Below are 22,113 nucleotides of genomic sequence, written 5' to 3' on the forward strand. Positions count from 1 at the left end.
TCACGGCAGATACCGCTCGATGGCGCCCGGCCCCTCCTCCTCGATGAGCCGCCTGGCCCATGCCAGGCTCGACGGGGTGGGCTCGCGCCCGGACGCCCGCACCAGGTCCTCCGGGTCGTAGGGCCGCTCGCTACCGGTGTACAGCTCGGCCGGCCGGTGCTCGGCCGGCTGCTCCTTGCCGTTGGTCGTCACAGGTCCTCCTTCGTCCGCGCCCGCCGGGTCGCCGGGACCTCGCTTGGTTCCATGATGGGGCGGTCACCGAACACCCGCACGACGTGCGCCGGGCCGCGGCCCCCGCACCCGGTCAGGCCACCGGCCGCGGCGCCCCCGGATACCGCGGCGGGAACGCCTGCTCGGTCCAGATGGTCTTGCCGTACGGCGTGTACCGGGTGCCCCAGCGCTGCACCAGCTGCGCGACGATGAACAGCCCCCGCCCGCCCTCGTCCTCACTGGCCGCGTGGCGCAGGTGCGGCGAGGTGTGCCCGGTGTCGGACACCTCGGTCAGCAGCGTCAGATCGCGCAGCAGCCGCAGGTGCAGCGGCCCCGAGGCGTGCCGCACCGCGTTGGTGACCAGCTCGCTGACCGCCAGCTCGGTCGCGTACGACAGCTCCTCCAGCCCCCACTCCCGCAGCTGGGCGGTCGCCAGCTCCCGGGCCGCGCCCACCGCGGCCGGCTCCGCCGGCAGCTCCCAGGCCGCCACCTGCCTCGCGTCCAGCTCCCGGGTGCGCACCAGCAGCAGTGCCGAGTCGTCGGCGGCCGGCCCGTCCGGCAGCAGTTCGGCCATCGCCCGGTCGCACAGCTCCTCCAGCGGCCGGTGGTGCTCGCCCAGCACCCGGGCCAGGACCGCGAGCCCCTCGTCGACGTCCCGGTGCGGCGACTCCACCAGTCCGTCCGTGAACAGCGCGACCAGACTGCCCGGCGGCAGTTCGAGATCCAGCGACTCGAACGGCAGCCCGCCCAGGCCCAACGGCGGACCGGCCGGCAGCTCGGGGAAGAACATCGTGCCCGACGGGTCGACCACGGCCGGCGGCAGATGCCCGGCCCGGGCCATGGTGCAGCGCCGCGACACCGGGTCGTAGACCGCGTAGAGGCAGGTCACGCCGGTGGCCACGTCGTCCGGGCCGGTGTGCGTGCCGACCTGGCCGGACCCCTCCTCCGCGGGCTGGCCCACCAGGTCGTCCAGCCGGCTCAGCAGCTCGTCGGGCGACAGGTCCAGCTGGGCCAGCGCGCGCACCGTCGTCCGCAGCCGCCCCATCGTCGCCGCCGCCTCCAGGCCGTGCCCCACCACGTCCCCCACCACCAGCCCGACCCGGGTCCCGGACAGCCCGATCACATCGAACCAGTCGCCGCCCACCCCGGCCCGGTCGTCGCTGGGCAGATAGCGGTACGCCACGTCGACCGCGGACTGCTCCGGCACGTGCTGCGGCAGCAGGTTGCGCTGCAGGGCCAGCGCGGCGGTGTGCTCCCGGGTGAAGCGGCGGGCGTTGTCCAGGCACACCGCCGTCCGGGTGACCAGCTCGTCGGCGAGCTCGACCTCGCCCTTGTCGAACACCGACGGATGCGTGCCCCGGGTGAAGGTGACCAGCCCCATCGGGGCGCCGCCCGCCCGCAGCGGCACGACCATGGAGTTCTCCGCCCGCACCATCCCCCCGGAGGACAGACTGCGGTACGGCAGCGACCCCGGCGGATACTCGATGCGGTACGGGCCGTGCGGCACGGCGTCCGGCGGGTCGTCGGCGCTGCGGGTGGCGACCCGGACCAGCGGCGGCACCGTACCGTCCCCCGGCGCCGGCTCCTCGCCCTCCAGCACCGGGTGCACCAGGTCCACGGTGACCGTCCGCGCGAAGTCCGGCACCGCGACCTCGGTGATCTCCCGCGCGGTGGCCGTCATGTCGAGCGTCGTCCCGATCCGGGTGCCGGCCGCCACCAGCAGGTTGAGCCGGCGCTGCGCCTGGTAGCGGTCGGTGATGTCGAAGGCGTCCTCGCACACCCCGAGGACCTGCCCATGGGCGTCGTGCAGCCGGTAGTAGGAGCACGACCAGACGTGGTCCGGGCCCGGCTCGGACGGCTGCTGGCCGACGAAGTGCAGGTCGAGGACCGGCTCACCGGTCTCCAGGACCTGCTCCATCACCGCGTCGAGCGTGCGCGGGTACCCCTCCGTCACGAACTCCCCGTCCGGGTACAGCGCCTCGGCCCGGGTGCCGAGGAACTCCCGCAGCGGCAGCCCGATCTCCCGCACGAACGCGGCGTTCCCCCAGGTCACCCGCAGATCGGTGTCATAGATGCCCAGCCCCACCGGGGACTGGGTGGCCAGTCCGTGCAGCATCGCCTGCCGGGACTCCCACTCCTGCTGCGCGGCCAGCCCGGCCACCACCAGGATGCGGGCCGGCGCGCCCGGCACGGAACCGCCGGAGGCGGGCTCCAGCGGGCAGCTGGTGACCGCCACCGGCAGCAGCCGGCCGTCCCGGTGCCGTGCCGTCGCCAGCCGGCCGCTGCTCAGCGGGGCCTTCGCCGACTGCCCGGACCACGCGTCACCGGCCGCCTCGGCGGCCGGGAAGAACGACTCGCAGGGGCGCCCGACGGCCTCCTCGGGCCGGTAGCCGAGCAGCCGCTGGGCCGCCGGACTCCACCCGATGACCAGGTCCTGGGCGTCGAGCACCGCTGTGGCCGCCCTGGTGACGTCGAGGGGACCACGGAAGTCGGCGCTCTCCGCCGCGTTCCATGCGTTCATGGCATCAACCCAGCCCGGTTCAGTACCTACAGCATCGAGCCTGATCAAGACCGGCACAACTGCGCTGCACCGCGCCTGGCGCCCCGGTGCGGGCCCGCTGCGTCGCTGGCACAGTGGGAGGGGGTGCGGCGGGGGTGCGAAGCGACAGGAGGCAGATGTCATGTCGGCCCATGGCCCCACGACCCCCGTGCGCGGGGCTCCGTGCTGGGTGAGCCTGATGGCCCGCGATCTCGAATCGGCGCAGGAGTTCTACGCCGCGGTGCTGGGCTGGCGGTTCCGCCCGGCCAGCCTCGGCCAGGAGTTCTCCGTCGCGATGGCCGACGGGCAGCCGGTTGCCGGCATGGGCGCACTCGCCCAGAGCTTCCAGGTCGCGGTGGCCTGGACGTCGTACTTCGCGGTGGAGGACGCCGACGTGACCGCCGACCGGATCCGCGAGCGCGGCGCGACGGTCGCGGTCGGCCCGCTCAAGCTCGGCCCCGGACGCGCCGCGCTGGCCGCCGACCGCGACGGTGCCACCTTCGGCTTCTGGGAGGGCCAGACGCTCGCCTGGTCGGTCGGGCACGGCCGCGCCCCGGCCTGCCTGGAACTGCGCACCCGCGACGCCTTCGAGGCCGCCATCTTCTACGCCGAGGTCTTCGAATGGGCCTCCGGCCGGCCCGGCGGCTGCGACGTCACCTACGAACACGACCAGGTCATCGTGCACGACGGCACCCACACCGTGGCCACCCTGCGCGGCGGCGGGGTGGAGGCCGCCCCGGACCCGCGGGTGCGGCCGCGCTGGCACGTGCACTTCCCGGTCGACGACATCGAGAAGGTGACCGCCGCCGCGGTCGCCGCCGGCGGGACCGTCACCCCGGTGACCGCGACCGCCGACGGCAACGGCAGCCAGGCCGTCATCCGCGACCCCGACGGCGGCCTGTTCACCGTCACCTCGCCCGAAGCCCCCTGACCCCCGCCGGACCGCGCCCACCCGGCCGGCCGGTGCGTCAGCCCTCCTCCGGTTCCAGCGCGGGACACCACGCCGCCTGCTTCCGCCCGCCGACCCGCCCGCAGAACCCGGCCTGGACCGGCCGCCCCGTCTTGTCGATGCGCTGCACCGACAGCAGCTTGTCCAGCGGGACCTGGCGGTCCACCTCCCCGCCGAAGCTGATGATCCCGCTCGCCCCGTCGAGCGCCTCGTCCCCGTGCACCCCGCTGATCGCGTGCCACACCGCGGGCGGCGTCAGCGGCATCTGCGCGGCCTCCTCCCGCAGTTGCTTGACCGCGTTGACATACAGCTTCACGGCGTCGAACCCGAGCGCCGCATGCCCGTCGAGCGAGGAGTTGGGGACCTTCGCGCACTCCTCGGGGAACAGCCGGCTCAGCTCCGCGTACAGCTCGCTGGTGCCGTCGCAGTGCGCCGAACCGAGCGTGAAGTCCAGGAAGTCGTACGGGATCCCCGGATAGTGCCCCCGGCGGTCCGCGTCCGCCGCCAGCCGGGCCACGTCGTCACCGCCGATCAGCACCGGCGGAGCGGAGTTGCAGGACTCGTTGATCCCGCCGAGCAGCGATTCGAAGTCCTCCGAGCGCCCCGCGAAGAACACCACCCCCGGGTACGAACAGCTCCGCTGCCCCACCGTGCCGGGGCCCGGGGCGTCCGAGGCGGGCTCCTGGCCCGGCGGCGGGGGCGGTGTGAACGACGTCCGCTCCACCGCGAACTTCCGCGCCCGGAACCGCCGTTCGACGTCGTCGCTGAGCGTGCGGCTGTAGGTGTCGCTGGGATCGGCGGACGCGATGATCCGCACCCGCCGGGCCGGCTTGCCCGCACCGGTCCGTACGACGTGGTCGGCGTAGGCCGCGGCGACCTCCGCCTCCCGGGCGTTCTGCGGTGACACCTGGAAGTACATCGGGGACTGGCGCACCAGCGAGTCCGCGGACAGCGTGGTCGCCACCATCGGCAGCCCCACCGCGGTCAGCTGCCGTATCGTCCGGTTGGTCGCCTCCCGGCTCTGGTCGAGCCCGGTCACCCCCACCAGGGACGGGTCCTGCTCCTTGAGCCGGTCCAGGATCTCCACCACCCGCGGGCCGAACCGCATCCCCGACCCGGCGTTCGCGGGGAAGATCCGCAGGATCGGCTCGGTGGCCCCGCTGCTGCGCAGCTGCCGGGACTGCGCGCTCGCCGCCCCTTGCAACGCCTCGCGCCCGTAAGCGAGTTGGCCGGACAGCTTGCCCGAGACGCTGAGCAGCGCGGACAGGTGCACCAGCGTGACGAACGGCCGCTCCGGCGCCGCCTGGTGCTCCTGCTCGGCGACCGCGTTCTGGGCGTAGATCTTCTGCAGGGTCCGGTCCAGCGACGGATCGGGGGAGTGGAAGGTGAAACCGTGCCGCGCCACCCCGATGCACTCACCGGTCTCCGCGGTGCGCAGGGTGTCCGCGTCGGCGTTGAACCGGCTGAGCCCGCAGTGCGCCTGCCGGTACCGGCGCTCCGCGCCCAGCACCAGGCCGCCCACGCCCAGCAGGGCGACGACGACCGCGCAGACCGCCACGACGGACCACCACCCGGCGCGCCCACAGCGGCGGTTCGGGGATCCGCAGCCGGGCGTCCTGCGCCACTTCCAGCCGCCGGGTCAGCTCGTAGCTCTCCTCGGACGGCGGCATCAGCCGCGGCACGCTGACCGGCAGGTACCAGGGGGCGCGGTTGCGGGCCCGGCCCTGGTGCAGGAAGGTGTCCCGCCAGCCGCCGTAGAGCCGGTCGGTCAGCTCCCACAGCTCGCTGCGGCCCCAGTCCGCCCGGGCCCGGCTGCCCTCGGCCGGCGGCTGGGCACCGCAGGCGATGATCAGCAGCGGGTCGAAGGCGCCGGTCTCGTTGCGGACGTCGATGACGGCCTGGAGCAGCGGATGACCGCAGTTGTCCGGGCCGACCCCGTCGAGCAGCGCGACGCAGTACGCGGTGCGCCGGGCCGTACGGGGCCGCCACGGACGGCGGCGGAAGGCGACCCGCAGATCCTCCAGGAACGCGTTGACCATCAGCTTCCGCAACTGCTCCGGGTCCTCGACCTGGTTGTGCGGTGCGGTCAGCCGCTCGGCGAAGCCGATGAAGGTGCCCGGGTCGCGCGGGGCGAGGTAGGCTGGTTGAGCAGCCAGCGGTACTCCCGGCCCAGGCCGCGGCGGACCCGGAACCAGGCGAGCGGGAAGACATGGACCGCGAACAGCCACACCCACCACGGCACCTTGCCGTCGACCGCCAGCTCGGTCTCCGGGGAGCGCAGCAGCCCGAACATCCGCCGCCGCCGGAACTCCCGCTCCCGCAGCCCCTGTAACAGGGTGTGGTCGGTGCCCTCCATGTCGCCCAGGTCGTCCGGGCGGTTGCCGGTGCCCACCTGGGTCAGCCAGTTGACGAGACCGAACCGGCGGAAGCGGACCCTGCCGTCGCTGCCGTTGACGCTCCGCGCGAAGCCCTGGGCGAGGCGTTCCAGGGTCCGCCGCACCGGCTCGACGGACTCCGGCTCGGACCGCGGCGCGTCGGCCGCGAGGTCGTACAGCACGTGCGGCACCCGGCGCGGATCGGCGTGGCTGAGGAAATAGCCGATGCCCTTGGCGAGCGGGGTGTGGTCCGGGCCGGCCACCAGGCAGAGCACCGGCAGGCCCTCCCGGCCCTGCGCCACGCCGCGGTGCCGCACCGGTTCCGGACACTCCCGCCGGCGTGGCCGGCGGGTCAGGTCGGCGATCAGACGGAGCAGATGGCCTGCTCCGCGGAAGACGGGGATCTGGGAATCGAGTTCGTTCGACGCCATGGTGCCCCTGAGGACGGGTCGGAGTAGGGCCGGTATTCTGACACCGCGTCCCAGGCGGTCGCTATGGTTCCGCCGGTACTCCAGGACCCCGTGGCCACCAACGTCCCCGCCCGCCCAGGGGATGGGGGGCGGGCGGGGCGTCATCTGCGCCGTCGTTCTCAGATGTCGTGGTCAGACGTCGTCGTCGGACGTCGTGCTCGTGATCAGTTCAGCGCATCACCCCCGGCACTCTGGTCACTGCCGGCACCCTGGTCGGCACCCGCGCTCTGGTCGCCTCCAGCACTCTGGTCACCACTGGCGCTCTGGTCGCCTCCGGCACTCTGGTCACCGCCGGCGCTCTGGTCGCTCCCGCCACTCTGGTCACCGCCGGCGCTCTGGTCGCCGCCCGCGGCGGCGCCACCGCTGCCGTCGCCCCCGCCGGCGCCGATCTCCGCTCCGGTGGCCTTGAGCGCGTCGGTGACCGGCTGGAAGAAGGTCTCGCCGCCCTGGGTGCAGTCGCCGCTGCCGCCCGAGGTCAGTCCGACGGCGGAGTCACCGGCGAACATCGAGCCGCCGCTGTCGCCCGGCTCGGCGCAGACGTCCGTCTGTATGAGGCCGTTGACGATGTCGCCGTTGCCGTAGTTGACCGTGGCGTCCAGCCCGGTGACGGTGCCGTCGTGCACCCCGGTGGTGGATCCCGAGCGCTGCACCTTCATGCCGACGGCGGCCTCCGCGGCCTTGGTGATCTGCTGGGTGGAGCCGTTGCCCAGGTCCACCGCGCTCTGCGGCTGCGCGCTCTTGTCGTCGTAGGTGACGATCGCGAAGTCGGTCTTGGGGAACTGCGAGTCCTGCACGCTGCCGAGCGGCTGGCTGCCGCCCTGGTCGGCGGACCAGGTGGGGGAGTCGTTGCCGCAGTGGCCCGCCGTCAGGAACGCGGGCGCGCCCTTCACCGTGACGTTGAACCCCAGCGAACAGCGGGCGTTGCCGCCGAAGATGGCACTGCCCCCGATCGGCCCCGCGGCCGAACCGCCGCCGCCCTGCCCACCGTTGGCCTGCCCGCCGTCGCCCTGCCCACCGCCCTGTCCGCCGTTGGCCCCCTGTCCGCCGTTGGCCCCCTGCCCGCCGTTGGCTCCCTGGCCCCCGTTGGCCCCTTGGCCCCCGTTGGCTCCCTGTCCGCCGTTGGCTCCTTGGCCCCCGTTCTGGCCGTCGCCGCCGGCCGGCGGGGTCCCCGGGTCCTCGCTCATCCCCCCGCCGTCGAACCGCCGGAACTCGCCCTGCGACCGCTTGACGGTGACCATGCCCGCGCCCATGCCGCGGGTGGCCTTGGCGAGCGTGGCCATCTTCGCGCCGGTGACCGTCTTGTCGGCGACCACCACGATCTTGTTGGTCCGCGGGTCGATCGACCACGCGGTGCCCGGGACCGCGGCGGTCTCGCGCAGCGTCTTCGTCCCCGCCTTCAGCGCGGTCATGCTGTTGTGCACGACCCTCGCGACCGCTCCCTTGGCCTGCACCCGCTCGGCGGCGTCCTTGGACAGCACGTTCATCACCAGGTGGCCGTTGGCGCCGTCCAGGTACCAGGCGGCGTTGTCGCCGCCGAGGTCCGACTTCAGGGCCGTCGCCAGCTGTGTCGCCGCGGAGGCGCTGAAGGTGCGCGGGGCCGGCGGCCGGTCCGTGCTCGCGTTGGCGTTGGGGAGCAGGATCGCCGCGCCCATGACGGCGGCCGCGGCGGCGCCGATGACGACGCCGGTCCGCTTGTTCACATGTCGGTGGCTCACTTCACTGACCTCCAGGGCCGCACAGGAACGGAGCACACGGAGCGCCGTGGTGCGGCGCGGCGCGCCCCGTGTGTGGTTGCATCCAGTCCTACGGAGTCCGCCGCGCCCCCGGCTCAGGCCCGCTCAACCTGTGATGAATTCCGCCGGCCTCCTCCCCGACGCCCTACACTCCCGCGCCCGGCTCACGCGCGGCCGGCCCGGCGTGACCGAATCCGTGCCCTGGCCGCCCCGGCTCTGCTTGGCTGGTGCCCTCGGCGATCACCACGACCGGGTGACCGCCACGACCACGGGAGGTCCACGGCATGGCACTCACCCACTGGGGGTTCATCTACACGGCGGCCGGCAGCGCCGCCGGCGGCGAGGTCAACGTCGTGGACACCGGCGCGTGCCGCAGCGTGTTCATCGGGGTGACCAAGCCCGAGGAGGGCGTCGAGGCGGCCCGCAAACTGGTGGCCGACGGGGTCCAACTCATCGAGCTGTGCGGCGGTTTCGGGCCGGTCTGGGCCGGCCGGATCATCGACGCGATCGACGGCGCGGTCCCGGTCGGCACGGTCGGGTACGGGCCCGAGGCGGTCGACCAGGTACACGCGATCTTCTCCTGAACCGGGCCGCGGCCCGCCCGCCCCGCCGCGGCCGCCGCGGCGGGGCGTGAAGATCAGCTGTCACCGCGCTTAAGAAAACCTCGATGGACCGGGCGCCCGTCGTACGGAAGATTTTCCGGCGGAGATCGGGTGGCCGGAACCTCACTGCCCCCGACACGTCATGCACTCTTACGTACGGGAGCCGTCGCGGTGAAGGCACTGGTCAAGCAGAAGGCGGAGCCGGGGCTCTGGCTCACGGAGGTGCCGGAACCGGCCATCGGCCCGGGCGACGTACTGATCAAGGTGCTCCGCACCGGCATCTGCGGCACCGACCTGCACATCCGCGCCTGGGACGGCTGGCCCAGCAGGCGCTCGCCACCCCGCTGACGATCGGCCACGAATTCGTCGGCGAGGTGGTCGCCACCGGCCGCGACGTGGCCGATGTCGCGACCGGCGACCTGGTCAGCGGCGAGGGCCACCTGGTCTGCGGCAAGTGCCGCAACTGCCTCGCCGGGCGCCGCCACCTGTGCCGCGCCACGGTCGGGCTCGGCGTCGGCCGGGACGGTGCCTTCGCCGAGTACGTGGCACTGCCCGCGACGAACGTGTGGGTGCACCGCGTTCCCGTGGACCTCGACATCGCCGCGGTCTTCGACCCGTTCGGCAACGCCGTGCACACCGCGCTGTCGTTCCCGCTGGTTGGCGAGGACGTCCTGATCACCGGCGCCGGGCCGATCGGCCTGATGGCGGCGGCGGTGGCCCGGCACGCGGGCGCCCGCAACGTCATGATCACCGACGTCAGCGAGGAACGCCTGGCCCTCGCCCGCAAGATCGGCGTCAGCCTGGCGCTCAACGTCGCCGAGGCGGACATCGCCGACGGGCAGCGCACGCTCGGGCTGCGCGAGGGCTTCGACATCGGGCTGGAGATGTCCGGGCGGCCCGAGGCGGTGCGCGACATGATCGCCAACATGACGCACGGCGGCCGGATCGCCATGCTCGGCCTGCCCGCCCAGGACTTCCCCGTCGACTGGTCCCGGATCGTCACCTCCATGATCACGATCAAGGGCATCTACGGCCGGGAGATGTTCGAGACCTGGTACGCGATGTCGGTCCTGCTCGAAGGCGGACTGGACCTCGCCCCCGTGATCACCGGCCGGTACGCGTACACCGACTTCGAGGCCGCCTTCGACGACGCCGCGAGCGGCCGCAGCGGCAAGATCATCCTGGACTGGAGTGCCTGATCACGGTCTGACCGCGTCCGTCCCGCCCGTCACCACCCCCACTCTCCTGGAGAACCCCTGATGTTCCACTCCGTACGCGACGAACTGCGCGGCACCCTCGACGAGATCGTCGCCGCCGGCCTGCACAAGCCCGAGCGGGTCATCGGCACGCCCCAGTCGGCGACCGTCGGCGTCACCGCCGGAGGCAACCCCGGTGAGGTGCTCAACTTCTGCGCCAACAACTACCTCGGTCTCGCCGACCACCCCGAGGTCGTCGCGGCCGCCCACCAGGCGCTGGACCGCTGGGGCTACGGCATGGCGTCCGTGCGCTTCATCTGCGGTACGCAGGAGGTGCACAAGGAGCTGGAGGCGCGGCTGTCCGCCTTCCTCGGCCAGGAGGACACCATCCTGTACTCCTCCTGCTTCGACGCCAACGGCGGCGTCTTCGAGACCCTGCTCGGCCCGGACGACGCGGTCATCTCCGACGCCCTCAACCACGCCTCCATCATCGACGGCATCCGGCTGTGCAAGGCCCGCCGCTTCCGCTACGCCAACCGCGATCTGGCCGATCTGGAACGCCAGTTGAAGGAGGCCACCGAGGGCGGCGCGGGCCGCAAGCTGATCGTCACCGACGGCGTCTTCTCCATGGACGGCTATGTGGCGCCGCTGCGTGAGATCTGCGACCTGGCCGACGCCTACGACGCGATGGTGATGGTCGACGACTCGCACGCGGTCGGTTTCGTCGGCGCCGGCGGCCGCGGCACCCCCGAGCTCCACGGGGTCATGGACCGCGTCGACATCATCACCGGCACCCTCGGCAAGGCGCTCGGCGGCGCCTCCGGCGGCTATGTCGCGGCCCGCGCCGAGATCGTCGCCCTGCTGCGCCAGCGCTCGCGGCCGTACCTCTTCTCCAACTCGCTCGCGCCGGTGATCGCCGCGGCCTCGCTCAAGGTCCTCGACCTGCTGGAGTCCGCCGGGGACCTGCGCGAGCGGCTGCACGCCAACACCGCGCTGTTCCGCTCCCGGATGACCGAGGAGGGCTTCGACGTCCTTCCCGGCGACCACGCCATCGCCCCCGTCATGATCGGCGACGCGTCCCGGGCGGCCCGGCTGGCGGAGCTGCTGCTGGAGCGCGGGGTGTACGTGATCGGCTTCTCGTACCCGGTCGTGCCGCAGGGCCAGGCCCGCATCCGCGTCCAGCTGTCCGCCGCGCACTCCACCGAGGACGTGCACCGTGCCGTGGACGCCTTCGTAGCGGCGCGAGCCGCGCTGAACGCGGAGGCGTGAGCTGCGCTGAACGCGGAGGCATGAGCCGCGGTGAACACTGAGGCGTGAGCCGCGATGAGCGCCGGGGCGGCGGCTGCCACGGGGGAGTGACCGGCCGGTCCGTCCGCGTCCTGGGACACTGGGGACATGATCGAAGCACGCCGGCTGCACATCCTTCGTGCGGTGGCCGACCACCGCACGGTCACCGCCGCGGCCGCCGCGCTCTACCTCACGCCCTCGGCGGTGTCCCAGCAACTGGCCGCCCTGGAACAGGAGACCGGCCACCGCCTGGTGGAGCGCAGCGCCCGCGGCGTCCGGCTGACCCCCGCGGGCGACATCCTGCTCGGCCACGCCAACGCCGTCCTCGCCCAGCTGGAACGCGCCGAGTCCGAGCTCGCCGCGTACGGCTCGGGCGAGGCCGGCACGGTCACCGTCGCGTCCTTCGCCACCGGCATCGGCCTGGTCGTCGCGCCCGCGCTGACCGCGTTGGCCGGCTGCGCGCCCGGCATACGGGTCCGCGTCCAGGACGCCGAGGGCGACGCCAGTCTGCGGATGGTCCTCGACCGGCAGGTCGACATCGCGGTGGCCGTCGAATACCGGGGCGCGCCCCGCGCGGACGATCCCCGGCTGACCCGGGTCCCGCTCTACGCCGAACCCTTCGACGCGGTCCTCCCGCCCGGCCACCGCCTCGCCGAGGCCGACCGGGTCGCCGTCGCCGACCTCGCCGGCGACCCCTGGATCGGCCCCTACCCCGGCAACCCCTGTCACGACGTGGTTGTCCTGGCCTGCGAGTACGCCGGCTTCGAGCCGCGGCTGGAACACTCCTCCGACGACTTCCGGGCGGTGGTCGCGCTCGCGTCGGCCGCGGCCGGGGTGGCGCTGGTGCCCCGCTCGGCGCTGCGCGACATGGACCTGACCGGGGTCGTCGTGCGCCCCCTCGACGACGTCGCGCCCACCCGCCGGGTCTTCGCCGCGGTACGCCGCGGGGCCGAGGACCACCCGCTGTTCCGCCCGGTCCTGACCGCGCTCCGGGAGGCGGCGGCCGCGCAGGGCTGACCGGCGTTCGGGTGCTTCGGACTGATCCGGACGGCGTCCTTCCGGGCCGCCCGCCCCGCCCGTGGCAGGCTCGTCCCGGTTGCGGCGAGGAGGCGAGGCGATGTCGGTCGGCCCCACCGGCCAGAGCGGTCCCACCGGCCCTGGCGGCCCCACCGGCACACCGCCGGCCGCCGCGCCCCCCGACCCCTACGCACCGGTGCGCACCCGCGGCTACCCGAAGCTGCTGCTCACCGCGGCGGTGATCGGGTTCCCGGTCTGTGCGATCGCGTTCGGCTTCCTCGCCGTCGTGCACGCCCTGGAACCGTTGCTCTACGTCGACCTGCCGCGGGCGCTGGGCTTCGCCGGCACGCCGCTGTGGTGGCCGCTGCCGGTGCTCGCCCTCGCCGGGCTGCTGACCGGGCTCGCCATCCGCTACCTGCCAGGGAACGGCGGCCACGAACCGGCCGACGGGCTGGCGCTCGGCGGCCCGCCCCTGCTCTCCGCACTGCCCGGCGTCGCGCTCGCGGCCCTGGCCTCGCTCGCCTTCGGCGCGGTGCTCGGTCCGGAGGCGCCGCTGATCGCCCTGGGCGGCGGCCTGGCCGCGGCCGCGGCCAGGCTGACCTGGCGGGGAACCGACGCCGCCGGGGTGGTCGCCATGGTGGGATCGGCCGGCAGTTTCGCCGCGATCAGCGCCCTGCTCGGGTCCCCGCTGCTGGGCGCGTTCCTCCTGATGGAGGTCGCCGGCCTGGCCGGCCCGCTGCTCGGGGTGGTGCTGGTGCCGGGCCTGCTCGCGTCGGGCATCGGGGCACTGGTCTTCACCGGGCTGGGCGACTGGACCGGGCTCGGCACGTACTCCCTCGCGCTGCACGACGTCCCCCGGGCCGCCGAGCCCACCGTCCCGGAGTTCGGCTGGGCCCTGGTCATCGGGGTGGCCGCCGCGTGCGCCGGCACCGGGATCCGGTGGCTGGCGCGGTGGCTGAAGGCGCGGGTGATCCGCCACCGGGTGCCGGCCACGGTGCTGATGGGTCTGGTGGTGGGCGCGCTGGCGGTGGGCTTCTCCGCGGCCACCGGCAAGCCCGCCCAGGAACTGCTCTTCTCGGGCCAGTCGGCGCTGGGGACGCTGTTCCACGACAGCGCCGGATACTCGATGGCGGCGCTGCTGCTGCTCCTCCTGGGCAAGGGCCTGGCGTACGCCGTGTCGCTGAGCGCCTTCCGGGGCGGGCCGATCTTCCCGTCGCTGTTCCTCGGCGCGGCCGGCGGGGTGGTGCTGTCGCATCTGCCCGGGCTGTCGCTCACCCCGGCGTTCGCGATGGGCGTCGGGGCGCTGGCGGTGGCCATGCTCCGGCTCCCGATGACGTCGGTGCTGATGGCGACGCTGCTGATGGGCCGCAGCGGACTCACCGTGATGCCGCTGGTGATCGTCGCCGTCGTGGTCGGTTACGTGGTGACGCTGCGGCTCACCCCGGCCCCCGCCGCGCCCGGCCGCCCCGCCCCGGCGCCGTCGGCGGCCTGACCGGGCGTCCGTTCAGCGCGGGGTGCGGCCGGTGGCCGTCCAGGTGGCCAACTGGCGCTCCGTCCAGGTGTTGATGACCCGCTCCGCCGGTACGCCGCACTCCTCGGCGCGGGCGCAGCCGTAGATCTGCCAGTCCAGCTGGCCCGGGGCGTGCGCGTCGGTGTCGATGGCGAACAGCGTCCCGGCCGCCAGCGCCCGGCGCAGCAGCCGGCACGGCGGATCGAGGCGCTCGGGCGGCAGTTGATCTCCACCGCGGTGCGGTGCTCCGCGCAGGCCGCGAACACCTCGTCGGCGTCGAACTCCGACTCCGGGCGGCCCCGGCCGGTCACCAGCCGCCCGGTGCAGTGCCCGAGGACGTCCACCAGGGGATTGCGTACCGCGGCCACCATCCGCCGGGTCATCGGCGCCCGGTCCATCCGGAGCTTGGAGTGCACCGAGGCCACCACCACGTCGAGCCGCTCCAGCAGCTCCGGTTCCTGGTCGAGGGAGCCGTCGTCGAGGATGTCGCACTCGATCCCGGTCAGCAGCCGGAACGGCGCCAGCCGCTGGTTCACCTCCGCCACCAGCTCCAGCTGTTCCCGCAGCCGTTCCGCGGACAGTCCGCGGGCGACGGTGAGCCGGGGGGAGTGGTCGGTCAGTACGCACCACTCGTGCCCCAGGTCGCGGGCGGCCCGGGCCATCACGTCGACCGGGCTGCCGCCGTCCGACCAGTCGGAGTGCAGATGGCAGTCGCCGCGCAGGGCCCGCCGCAGCCGCTGCCCTTGCTCCCCGTCGACCAGCGGCGCGCCGGCCTCGTCCTCCAGCCGCGCCAGATAGGTGGGCCGCACGCCCGCCAGCGCCTCTTCGACCACCCGGGTGGTCTTGGGACCCAGCCCCTTGAGGCGGACCAGCGTGCCCTGCCGCGCCCGCTCGCGCAGCGCGTCGTCCGACAGTGCGCCGAGGGCGGCCGCGGCCCCGCGGAACGCCTGTACGCGGTAGGTCGCCGCGCCCTGCCGCTCCAGCAGGAACGCGATCCGCTCCAGCGCGTCGACGGGCTCCACGTACGGCTCCTTCCGGGTGCGCCGGTCCCGCGGGTCCCTCTCACCGTGCCGCAAGCGGACACCGGCTGCCACCGGGCCCGCCGGCCGGACCGTCGCCCGCGGGCGGTACCGGCGGTAAATCGCCCATTCCCGCCGAGTCGGACGGTGTGCCGTTATGGGGTTATGTCCGTTCTCGGGGCGGTCGATCCGATTCCATGGGAATGCCGTACGGATAGTGCCGAAGAATCCGTGCAAGGTGTTCCATGGGCTTGATACCACCCCGGTAACTCCGGGTAAATCGGGCGCCGTTAAAGCTTGCGCAACATTCGGCGGAGGGTTCTCCGGGCCCTCGGTGGAGTTCCGCGGGCGCCCGTTGATCGGTGCTGTAAAAACCGTGTGTCTTCAAGGAATCTGCACACCGATTGCGCAGCCGGCACACCCCCTCCCGCTGTCCGTCACGGCGCTGACCTGCACGTAAGCGGTTTGATGCGGGAATGTCCCGTTCGCCTGACGGGTCTTCGACAGGATGAGCGAACGCAAACCGCAGGGGTTGTGAAGAAGCTGCCACCAATTCATGGACGTGCGTCCACGTCAGGTAATTGAGAGGTTCGAAGCGGTCCGGATCGGCCGTAGTCCGATTAGCAGCACAACCCACCTGCATGCTTTGATCCTTCGCACTGCGGAAGTCGCGCGGAGGTTCTCGATTTCGAGGGCCCGGGCGACCGCTGCCGCGGCCGGACCGCCCTGTGGACGGCTCGGTCGCAGCTATTTGAGATATGTATCCGAAAGGAATCATCATGCGCGAGATTCAGACCCAGGAAATCGCCGACAGCGAGCTGGACAACGTGGCCGGTGGCCTCGTCGGCAACCTGGCCAGCACGGCCACCTCCAGCCTTGACGGTGCCACGGGCCTCAACGTCGGCGGCACCCTCGGCACCGTCACCGGCACCGTCGAGGGTCTGACCGGCGTCAACACCGGCCAGGTCACGGGCCTCGTCGCCGGTCTCTAAAGACCGAACGGCAGGTCGGCGTCCCCTCCTTGCCGACATGCCGGCCGGATGCCCCGGAACCGCCAGGCCTTCGCCGGGTTCCGGGGCACCCGGCTGCCGAGCCCCGGACCCGACACCGTACGCTCGGCCCCACCGCGGTGGCCGGGACGGGCGCCGGGTCCGTGAAGTCCTGACAGTCCTTTGCAGTTGAGGGAAGAGTGTCGTGCAGTTCCGCCAACAGGCCCTTTCCAAGCTGCAGTCGCCCGAGGAAATCGATCTGCCGGTCCGCTTCGCCCGGCCGCAGGGACTGCTCGTCCTGATCGTCACGGTCCTCTGCCTGCTCGCCGCCGCCGTATGGGCGGTGACCGGGACCGTCTCCTCCACCCTCACCGCACCCGGGATCCTCACCCACGGCCAGGGCAGCTACGTCCTGCAGAGCCCCGTCGCGGGACAGGTCACCGCCGTCCTCGCCCAAGAAGGCCAGCGGGTGTCCGCGGGCGCCCCGGTCCTCAAGGTCCGCACCGCGCAGGGCACCGCCGTCGTCCGCACCATCGCCGCCGGCCGGCTGACCACGATGGTCGCCACCATCGGCTCGGTCGTCACCACCGGCGCGGACGTGGCCTCCGTCGAACGCGTGGCACACACCGGCGACCCCCTGACGGCGACGCTGTACGTACCGGCCGAGAACGGCGCCTCCGTCCCCGTCGGCGCCTCCGTCGACCTCACCGTCCAGTCCGTGCCGAACCAGCAGTACGGCGTGCTGCGCGGCCGGGTCAAGGCCGTCGGCCGGACCGCCCAGACCCGCCAGCGGATCGGCGCCTACCTGGGCAGCAGCCAGCTCGGCGAGCAGTTCTCCAAAGCCGGCCCGCCGGTCGCCGTCCTGGTACAGCTCGACCGCGCCCCCGGGAACAGGTCCGGCTACGCCTGGTCCACCTCCGACGGACCGCCCTACACCGTCGACTCCATGACGCTGGCCAGCGGCGCCGTCCACCTCGCCGCGCAGCACCCGATCGATTGGCTGCTGCCGTGACCGCATCGCAGGACTCCGCACCCCCGCAGGACCGGCTGCCGCCGGCCGGCCGCGGCCGGCACCGCCCCGAGGCCGCGTCCGGTGCCCGGCGCCGCCGCGCCACCCCGCCCCCGGCACCCAAGAAGGTCAAGTCGGTCCGCACCCCCACCGTCCTCCAGATGGAGGCCGTGGAATGCGGCGCCGCCTCCCTGGCGATGGTGCTCGCCCACTACGGACGGCACGTCCCCCTGGAGGAGCTGCGGATCGCCTGCGGCGTCTCCCGCGACGGCTCCCGCGCCAGCAACCTGCTCAAGGCCGCCCGCAGTTACGGCCTGCAGGCCAAGGGCATGCAGATGGAAACCGCCGCGCTCGCCGAGGTCCAGGCCCCGGCCATCCTCTTCTGGGAGTTCAACCACTACGTCGTCTACGACGGCATGGGCCGCCGGATGGGCCGCCGCGGCGTGCACATCAACGACCCCGACAAGGGCCGCCGCTTCGTGCCCACGGAGGACTTCGACACCAGCTTCACCGGCGTCGCCCTGGTCTTCGAACCGTCCGAGTCCTTCCGCAAGGGCGGCCGCAAGCCCGGCGTCCTCGGCGCCGTGCCCGCCCGGATGCGCGGCACCACCGGCACCCTGCTCGCCGCGCTCCTCGCCAGCCTGCTGCTGGTCGCGGTCGGCGCCGCGGTGCCCGCGCTCAGCCGGACGTACATCGACATGTTCCTGATCGGCAAGCAGACCTCCCTGCTGGGGCCGCTCTTCGCGTCGATGGCCGCGATGGTCGCGCTCACCGCCGTCCTCACCGGGCTGCAACAGGCCAACCTGCTGCGCGGCCGGATCATCTCCTCCACCCTCACCAGCGCCCGGTTCCTGCGCCATCTGCTCCGGCTCCCGGTCACCTTCTTCTCCCAGCGCAGCCCGGCCGACCTGGTCCAGCGCCTGCAGTCCAACGACGCGGTCGCCGAAACCCTCGCCCGGGACCTCGCCGCGGCCGGCGTGGACGGCATCGTCGTCGTCCTCTACGCCGTGCTGCTGTGGACCTACGACCCCCAGCTCACCGTCATCGGCGTCGGCATCGCCCTGCTCAACGTCGTCGCCATGCGGATCGTGATCCGGCTGCGCGCCACTCACACCGCCAAACTCCGCGCCGACACCGCACGGCTCACCAACACCGCCTACACCGGCCTGCAGCTCATCGAGACCATGAAGGCCACCGGCGGGGAGAACGGCTACTTCCGCCGCTGGGCCGGCCAGCACGCCGCCACCCTGGAGGAACAGCAGCGGCTCGGCGTCCCCAGCGCCTGGCTGGCCGTCGTCGCGCCCACCCTCGCCACCCTCAACAGCGCCCTGATCCTCTGGATCGGCGGACTGCGGGCCGTCGAGGGCCACATCTCCATCGGCCTGCTGGTCGCCTTCCAGGCGCTGGTCACCCGCTTCACCGCACCCATCACCCGGCTCAACGGCGTCGCCGGCCGCATCCAGGACTTCGCCGCCGACGTGGCCCGCCTCAAGGACGTCGAGTCCTTCCCCGCCGACAGCCTCTACACCCGGCCGGGCTCGGACGGCGACACCCGCCGGCTCAAGGGCCACGTGACGCTGGAGAACCTCACCTTCGGCTACAGCCCGCTGGACAAGCCGCTGCTCACCGGCTTCTCACTGGCCGTCGGCCCGGGCCGCCAGATCGCCCTGGTCGGCGGCTCCGGCAGCGGCAAGTCCACCGTCTCCCGGCTGATATCCGGCCTCTACAGCCCCTGGGAAGGCACCATCCGCATCGACGGACAGCGCCTGGAGGACCTCTCCCGCAGCGCGCTCGCCGCCTCCGTCTCCTTCGTCGACCAGGACGTCTTCCTCTTCGAGGGAACGGTCCGGGACAACGTGGCCCTGTGGGACCCGTCCATACCCGACGAGGCGGTCATCACCGCCCTCAAGGACGCCGCCCTCTACGACGACGTCATCGCCCGCCGCCCCGACGGCATCCACAGCCGGGTCGACCAGGACGGCCGCAACTTCTCCGGCGGCCAGCGGCAGCGCCTGGAGATCGCCCGCGCCCTGGTCCGGCGCCCCAGCATCCTCGTCCTCGACGAGGTCACCAGCGCCCTCGACGCGCAGACCGAACAGATCATCATGGACAACCTGCGGCGACGCGGCTGCGCCTGCGTCGTCATCGCCCACCGGCTCAGCACCGTCCGCGACAGCGACGAGATCGTCGTCCTCGACCACGGTGTGGTCGTCGAACGCGGCCGGCACGAGGACCTGGTCGCCGCCGGAGGCGCGTACGCCGAGCTGGTCAAGGAGCACTGAGGTGTCAGCCCTGCCCCCGTTCCCGCACGCGGGACCCGGCGAGACCGACGCGGTGACGCAGGCCCTCGGCGGCCTCGGCACGCCCGTCGACTGCGCCGGACTGCGCAGCGTCCCCCTCGAAGGGCCGCACGTGCTGTGGCTGGTCACCGCCGGCGTGCTCGACCTGTTCGCGGTCGACGCCGCGGCGGAGGGCCACTGGCACTTCCTGGGCCGGCTCGAACCCGGCGCCCTGCTCCTCGGCCCGGTCGACGGCCCCCAGCACACCCTGCTCGGCCGCCCCTCGCAGGACTGCGCGGTGCGCCGGATCCCGCTGCGCGAGCTGCCCCGTTGGGACTACGGCGGGTACGGCGAGCAGGCCGACACCGGTCCGCAGCCGCTGTACGCCGCGCCCGGCGGCTACGGCCACCCCGCGGCGTACGGCCCGCTGGAGCACGCCTTCGCGCTGGGCACCGCCCGCAGCCTCGGCGTGCTCTTCGAGGCCCCGCTGGACGGCCGGCCCGGCGACGAGGCGGTGGCCGACGACGACGTCCTCTGGATGCCGGTCCCGCCCGGCAGCGTCCAGTACGGTGCCTCCTACAGCGCGGAGGCGGCCGCCGACCTGCTCGTCGACCCCGAGCTGTGGCAGCGGATGGTCAACCAGCAGTACCGGCTGCTGTCCGCCGTCGACCGCTGGATCGAGCAGCTGGAGCGCGCCCACGAGGACCGTACGGCGGCCGGCATCAAGGCCGGTGAGGCCGTCCGCGAGCGCGCCGACCAGGCGCTGCTGGCCTCCATCGGCCGCCAGGACCGCGCCGCGCGGGGCGGCTCCGGGTCGGACCGGGGCGACGACACCACCTTCGCGGTCTGCCGCACGGTCGCCGAGGCCGCCGGGATCACCCTCACCGAGCCCCCAGGGGCGGCGCCGTCAACGACCGCATCACGCCCGTCGAACGGATCGCGGTCAGCTCCCGGATCCGCACCCGCGCGGTCCGGCTCACCGGCACCTGGTGGCGGACCGACAGCGGCCCCCTGGTCGGCCACCGCGCCAAGTCCGGCGCCCCCGTCGCGCTGCTGTGGCGCCGCGGCCGCTACGAGGCGGTCAACCCCGCCTCCGGCCTGCGGATGCGGATCGGCAAGGACAACGCCGACGAGTTCGAGGCCCGCGCCGTCATGTTCTACCGCCCGCTGCCCGAGCGGCCGATGAACATGTGGCGGCTGATGCGCTTCAGCCTGCGCGGCACCCGCACCGACGTCCGCAACCTCGCCCTCAGCGGACTGGTGACGGTCGCCCTCGGCGCCCTCGTCCCGATCGCGACCGGCAAGGTCCTCGGGGTGTACGTCCCGGCCGCCGACAAGGGCCTCATCGTGCAGGTCGCGCTGGCCGTCATCATCAGCAGCGTGGTCGCCGCCGCCTTCATGCTGCTGCAGAGCCTCACCGTGCTCCGCATGGAGGGCCGCATAGAGAGCGCCCTGCAACCGGCCGTCTGGGACCGGCTGCTGCGGCTGCCGACCAAGTTCTTCACCGAACGCTCCACCGGCGAACTGGCCAGCGCCGCGATGGGCATCAGCGCCATCCGGCGGGTGCTGTCCGGCATCGGCCCGGTGGCCGTGCAGTCCACGACCGTCGGCGCGATGAACCTCGTCCTGCTCCTCGTCTACAGCGTGCCGCTGGCGCTCGCCGCGCTCGGCATGCTGGTCGTCATCGGCGCGGTCTTCCTCATCATGGGCCTGTGGGAGCTGCGCTGGCAGCGACGGCTGATCAAGCTGTCCAACAAGCTCAACAACCAGGCGTTCCAGACCCTGCGCGGACTGCCCAAGCTGCGGGTCGCCGCGGCCGAGAGCTTCGCCTACGCCGCCTGGGCCCGGGAGTTCGCCCGGTCGCGGGAGCTCCAGCAGAAGGCCGGCCGGATCAAGAACCTCACCACCGTCCTCAACGCCGTCTACCTGCCGCTGTGCTCGCTGACCCTCTTCATGCTGCTGGCCGGCCCGGCCCGCGGCACCATGTCGGCCGGCTCGTTCCTCACCTTCAACACCTCGGTCACCATGCTGCTGACCTCGGTCACCCAGATCACCGGCGCCTTCGTCTCGGCCGCCGCCGCCCTGCCGATGTTCGAACAGATCAGGCCGGTGCTGGACGAGGCACCCGAGGTACGCGGCGCCAGCGCCCAGCCCGGCACCCTCACCGGCGCCATCGAGGCCAAGAAGCTCTCCTTCCGCTACACCGACGACGGCCCGCTCGTCCTCGACGACATCTCGCTCCAGGTCCGCCCCGGCGAATTCGTCGCCGTCGTCGGCCCCAGCGGCTGCGGCAAGTCCACCCTGCTGCGGCTGCTGATCGGCTTCGACAAACCCACCTCCGGCAGCGTCCTCTACGACGGCCAGGACCTCGGCGCCCTGGACCAGGCCGCGGTCCGCCGCCAGTGCGGGGTCGTCCTGCAGAACGCCCAGCCGCTCACCGGCTCCATCCTGGACTGCATCTGCGGCGCCGAGTCCTTCACCCAGGAGGAGGCCTGGGCGGCCGCCGAGATGGCGGGCCTGGCCGAGGACATCAAGCGGATGCCGATGGGCCTGCACACCATGATCTCCGGTGGCGGCGCGATCTCCGGCGGGCAGCGGCAGCGCCTGATGATCGCCCAGGCCCTGGTCCGGCGGCCGCGGATCCTCTTCTTCGACGAGGCCACCAGCGCCCTGGACAACGAGACCCAGCGCATCGTCATCGACAGCACCCGCAAGCTCAGCGCCAGCCGGCTGGTGATCGCCCACCGGCTCTCCACCGTCATGGACGCCGACCGGGTGATCGTCATGGACGACGGCCGGATCGTCGAGCAGGGTGCCCCGGCCACGCTCCTCGCCGACACCGGCGGCCGGCTGCACGACCTGGTGCGCCGTCAGCTGACCTGACCGCACCCCGGGGACGGCCGCACCGCCGGACGAGCCGTTCCCGGCA

At 73.2% G+C, this 22,113-nt stretch carries 13 protein-coding genes and 3 pseudogenes; 10 read left to right on the forward strand and 6 right to left on the reverse strand.

What is annotated here, in order from left to right; translation table 11 throughout:
• Complete coding sequence (locus OJ254_RS23245) at window positions 1-192, reverse strand: hypothetical protein (RefSeq protein WP_261952957.1); 192 nt, start codon at window positions 190-192, stop codon at window positions 1-3.
• A gap of 112 nt (window positions 193-304) precedes the next feature.
• Entirely contained in the window at window positions 305-2,731 is a 2,427-nt protein-coding gene (locus OJ254_RS23250; RefSeq protein WP_265363886.1) for a SpoIIE family protein phosphatase, read from the reverse strand.
• A gap of 160 nt (window positions 2,732-2,891) precedes the next feature.
• Here OJ254_RS23250 and OJ254_RS23255 point away from each other — a divergent pair, with 160 nt between their 5' ends.
• Window positions 2,892-3,680 (forward strand): VOC family protein, encoded by a 789-nt coding sequence (locus tag OJ254_RS23255; RefSeq protein WP_265363887.1) that lies wholly within the window; start codon window positions 2,892-2,894, stop codon window positions 3,678-3,680.
• 37 nt (window positions 3,681-3,717) lie between these two features.
• Here the strand turns inward: OJ254_RS23255 and OJ254_RS23260 are convergent, their stop codons facing one another.
• The 3 genes from OJ254_RS23260 to OJ254_RS23270 form a co-directional block, all read right to left on the reverse strand.
• Window positions 3,718-5,256 (reverse strand): type 1 periplasmic-binding domain-containing protein, encoded by a 1,539-nt coding sequence (locus tag OJ254_RS23260; RefSeq protein WP_265363888.1) that lies wholly within the window; start codon window positions 5,254-5,256, stop codon window positions 3,718-3,720.
• 528 nt (window positions 5,257-5,784) lie between these two features.
• Entirely contained in the window at window positions 5,785-6,504 is a 720-nt protein-coding gene (locus tag OJ254_RS23265; protein ID WP_265363889.1) for a hypothetical protein, read from the reverse strand.
• 203 nt (window positions 6,505-6,707) lie between these two features.
• A complete protein-coding gene (locus tag OJ254_RS23270) occupies window positions 6,708-8,195 on the reverse strand; it encodes a S1 family peptidase (RefSeq protein WP_423836032.1) in 1,488 nt (495 codons plus the stop codon).
• A gap of 365 nt (window positions 8,196-8,560) precedes the next feature.
• Between OJ254_RS23270 and OJ254_RS23275 the strand changes: the two genes are divergently transcribed.
• The 5 genes and pseudogenes from OJ254_RS23275 to OJ254_RS23295 all read left to right on the forward strand — a co-directional run bounded on the left by OJ254_RS23275 (window position 8,561) and on the right by OJ254_RS23295 (window position 13,870).
• The gene (locus OJ254_RS23275; RefSeq protein ID WP_030411092.1) at window positions 8,561-8,860 is read left to right on the forward strand and encodes a DUF6506 family protein; all 300 of its coding nucleotides are present in this window, start codon (window positions 8,561-8,563) and stop codon (window positions 8,858-8,860) included.
• A 189-nt stretch (window positions 8,861-9,049) separates the two neighbouring features.
• Window positions 9,050-10,077, forward strand: a pseudogene (gene tdh / locus OJ254_RS23280) (L-threonine 3-dehydrogenase).
• A gap of 60 nt (window positions 10,078-10,137) precedes the next feature.
• Window positions 10,138-11,343, forward strand: a complete 1,206-nt coding sequence (locus tag OJ254_RS23285) for a glycine C-acetyltransferase (protein WP_265363891.1) — start codon at window positions 10,138-10,140, stop codon at window positions 11,341-11,343.
• A 126-nt stretch (window positions 11,344-11,469) separates the two neighbouring features.
• Window positions 11,470-12,378 (forward strand): LysR family transcriptional regulator, encoded by a 909-nt coding sequence (locus tag OJ254_RS23290; RefSeq protein ID WP_265363892.1) that lies wholly within the window; start codon window positions 11,470-11,472, stop codon window positions 12,376-12,378.
• Between the two features lie 100 nt (window positions 12,379-12,478).
• Complete coding sequence (locus tag OJ254_RS23295; RefSeq protein ID WP_265363893.1) at window positions 12,479-13,870, forward strand: chloride channel protein; 1,392 nt, start codon at window positions 12,479-12,481, stop codon at window positions 13,868-13,870.
• A 12-nt stretch (window positions 13,871-13,882) separates the two neighbouring features.
• Here the strand turns inward: OJ254_RS23295 and OJ254_RS23300 are convergent.
• Window positions 13,883-14,910: pseudogene (locus OJ254_RS23300) on the reverse strand (PHP domain-containing protein).
• Window positions 14,911-15,686: 776 nt separating this feature from the next.
• On the opposite strand from OJ254_RS23300, the gene OJ254_RS23305 reads away from it, so the two are divergent.
• From OJ254_RS23305 to OJ254_RS23320, 4 genes and pseudogenes are all read left to right on the forward strand, one after another.
• A complete protein-coding gene (locus OJ254_RS23305; protein WP_265363894.1) occupies window positions 15,687-15,899 on the forward strand; it encodes a type A2 lantipeptide in 213 nt (70 codons plus the stop codon).
• Window positions 15,900-16,101: 202 nt separating this feature from the next.
• Entirely contained in the window at window positions 16,102-16,908 is an 807-nt protein-coding gene (locus tag OJ254_RS23310; protein ID WP_265363895.1) for an HlyD family efflux transporter periplasmic adaptor subunit, read from the forward strand.
• A complete protein-coding gene (locus OJ254_RS23315) occupies window positions 16,905-19,187 on the forward strand; it encodes an NHLP family bacteriocin export ABC transporter peptidase/permease/ATPase subunit (protein ID WP_265363896.1) in 2,283 nt (760 codons plus the stop codon). Before OJ254_RS23310 ends, OJ254_RS23315 begins: the two co-directional genes overlap by 4 nt.
• Window positions 19,188-19,197: 10 nt before the next feature.
• Window positions 19,198-22,067, forward strand: a pseudogene (locus OJ254_RS23320) (NHLP bacteriocin export ABC transporter permease/ATPase subunit).
• Window positions 22,068-22,113: the final 46 nt, after the last annotated feature.

The sequence above is a fragment of the Streptomyces endophytica genome (genome assembly GCF_026153355.1).
GTDB classification, from domain to species: domain Bacteria; phylum Actinomycetota; class Actinomycetes; order Streptomycetales; family Streptomycetaceae; genus Streptomyces; species Streptomyces endophytica.

Bases quoted from the DNA above. Each gene is read 5' to 3' on its own strand.
- OJ254_RS23295 (WP_265363893.1), top strand. From the start codon at position 12,479: ATGTCGGTCGGCCCCACCGGCCAGAGCGGTCCCACCGGCCCTGGCGGC.
- OJ254_RS23305 (WP_265363894.1), top strand. From the start codon at position 15,687: ATGCGCGAGATTCAGACCCAGGAAATCGCCGACAGCGAGCTGGACAAC.
- OJ254_RS23250 (WP_265363886.1), bottom strand. From the start codon at position 2,731: ATGAACGCATGGAACGCGGCGGAGAGCGCCGACTTCCGTGGTCCCCTC.
- OJ254_RS23285 (WP_265363891.1), top strand. From the start codon at position 10,138: ATGTTCCACTCCGTACGCGACGAACTGCGCGGCACCCTCGACGAGATC.
- OJ254_RS23275 (WP_030411092.1), top strand. From the start codon at position 8,561: ATGGCACTCACCCACTGGGGGTTCATCTACACGGCGGCCGGCAGCGCC.
- OJ254_RS23255 (WP_265363887.1), top strand. From the start codon at position 2,892: ATGTCGGCCCATGGCCCCACGACCCCCGTGCGCGGGGCTCCGTGCTGG.
- OJ254_RS23290 (WP_265363892.1), top strand. From the start codon at position 11,470: ATGATCGAAGCACGCCGGCTGCACATCCTTCGTGCGGTGGCCGACCAC.
- OJ254_RS23270 (WP_423836032.1), bottom strand. From the start codon at position 8,195: ATGGGCGCGGCGATCCTGCTCCCCAACGCCAACGCGAGCACGGACCGG.
- OJ254_RS23265 (WP_265363889.1), bottom strand. From the start codon at position 6,504: ATGGCGTCGAACGAACTCGATTCCCAGATCCCCGTCTTCCGCGGAGCA.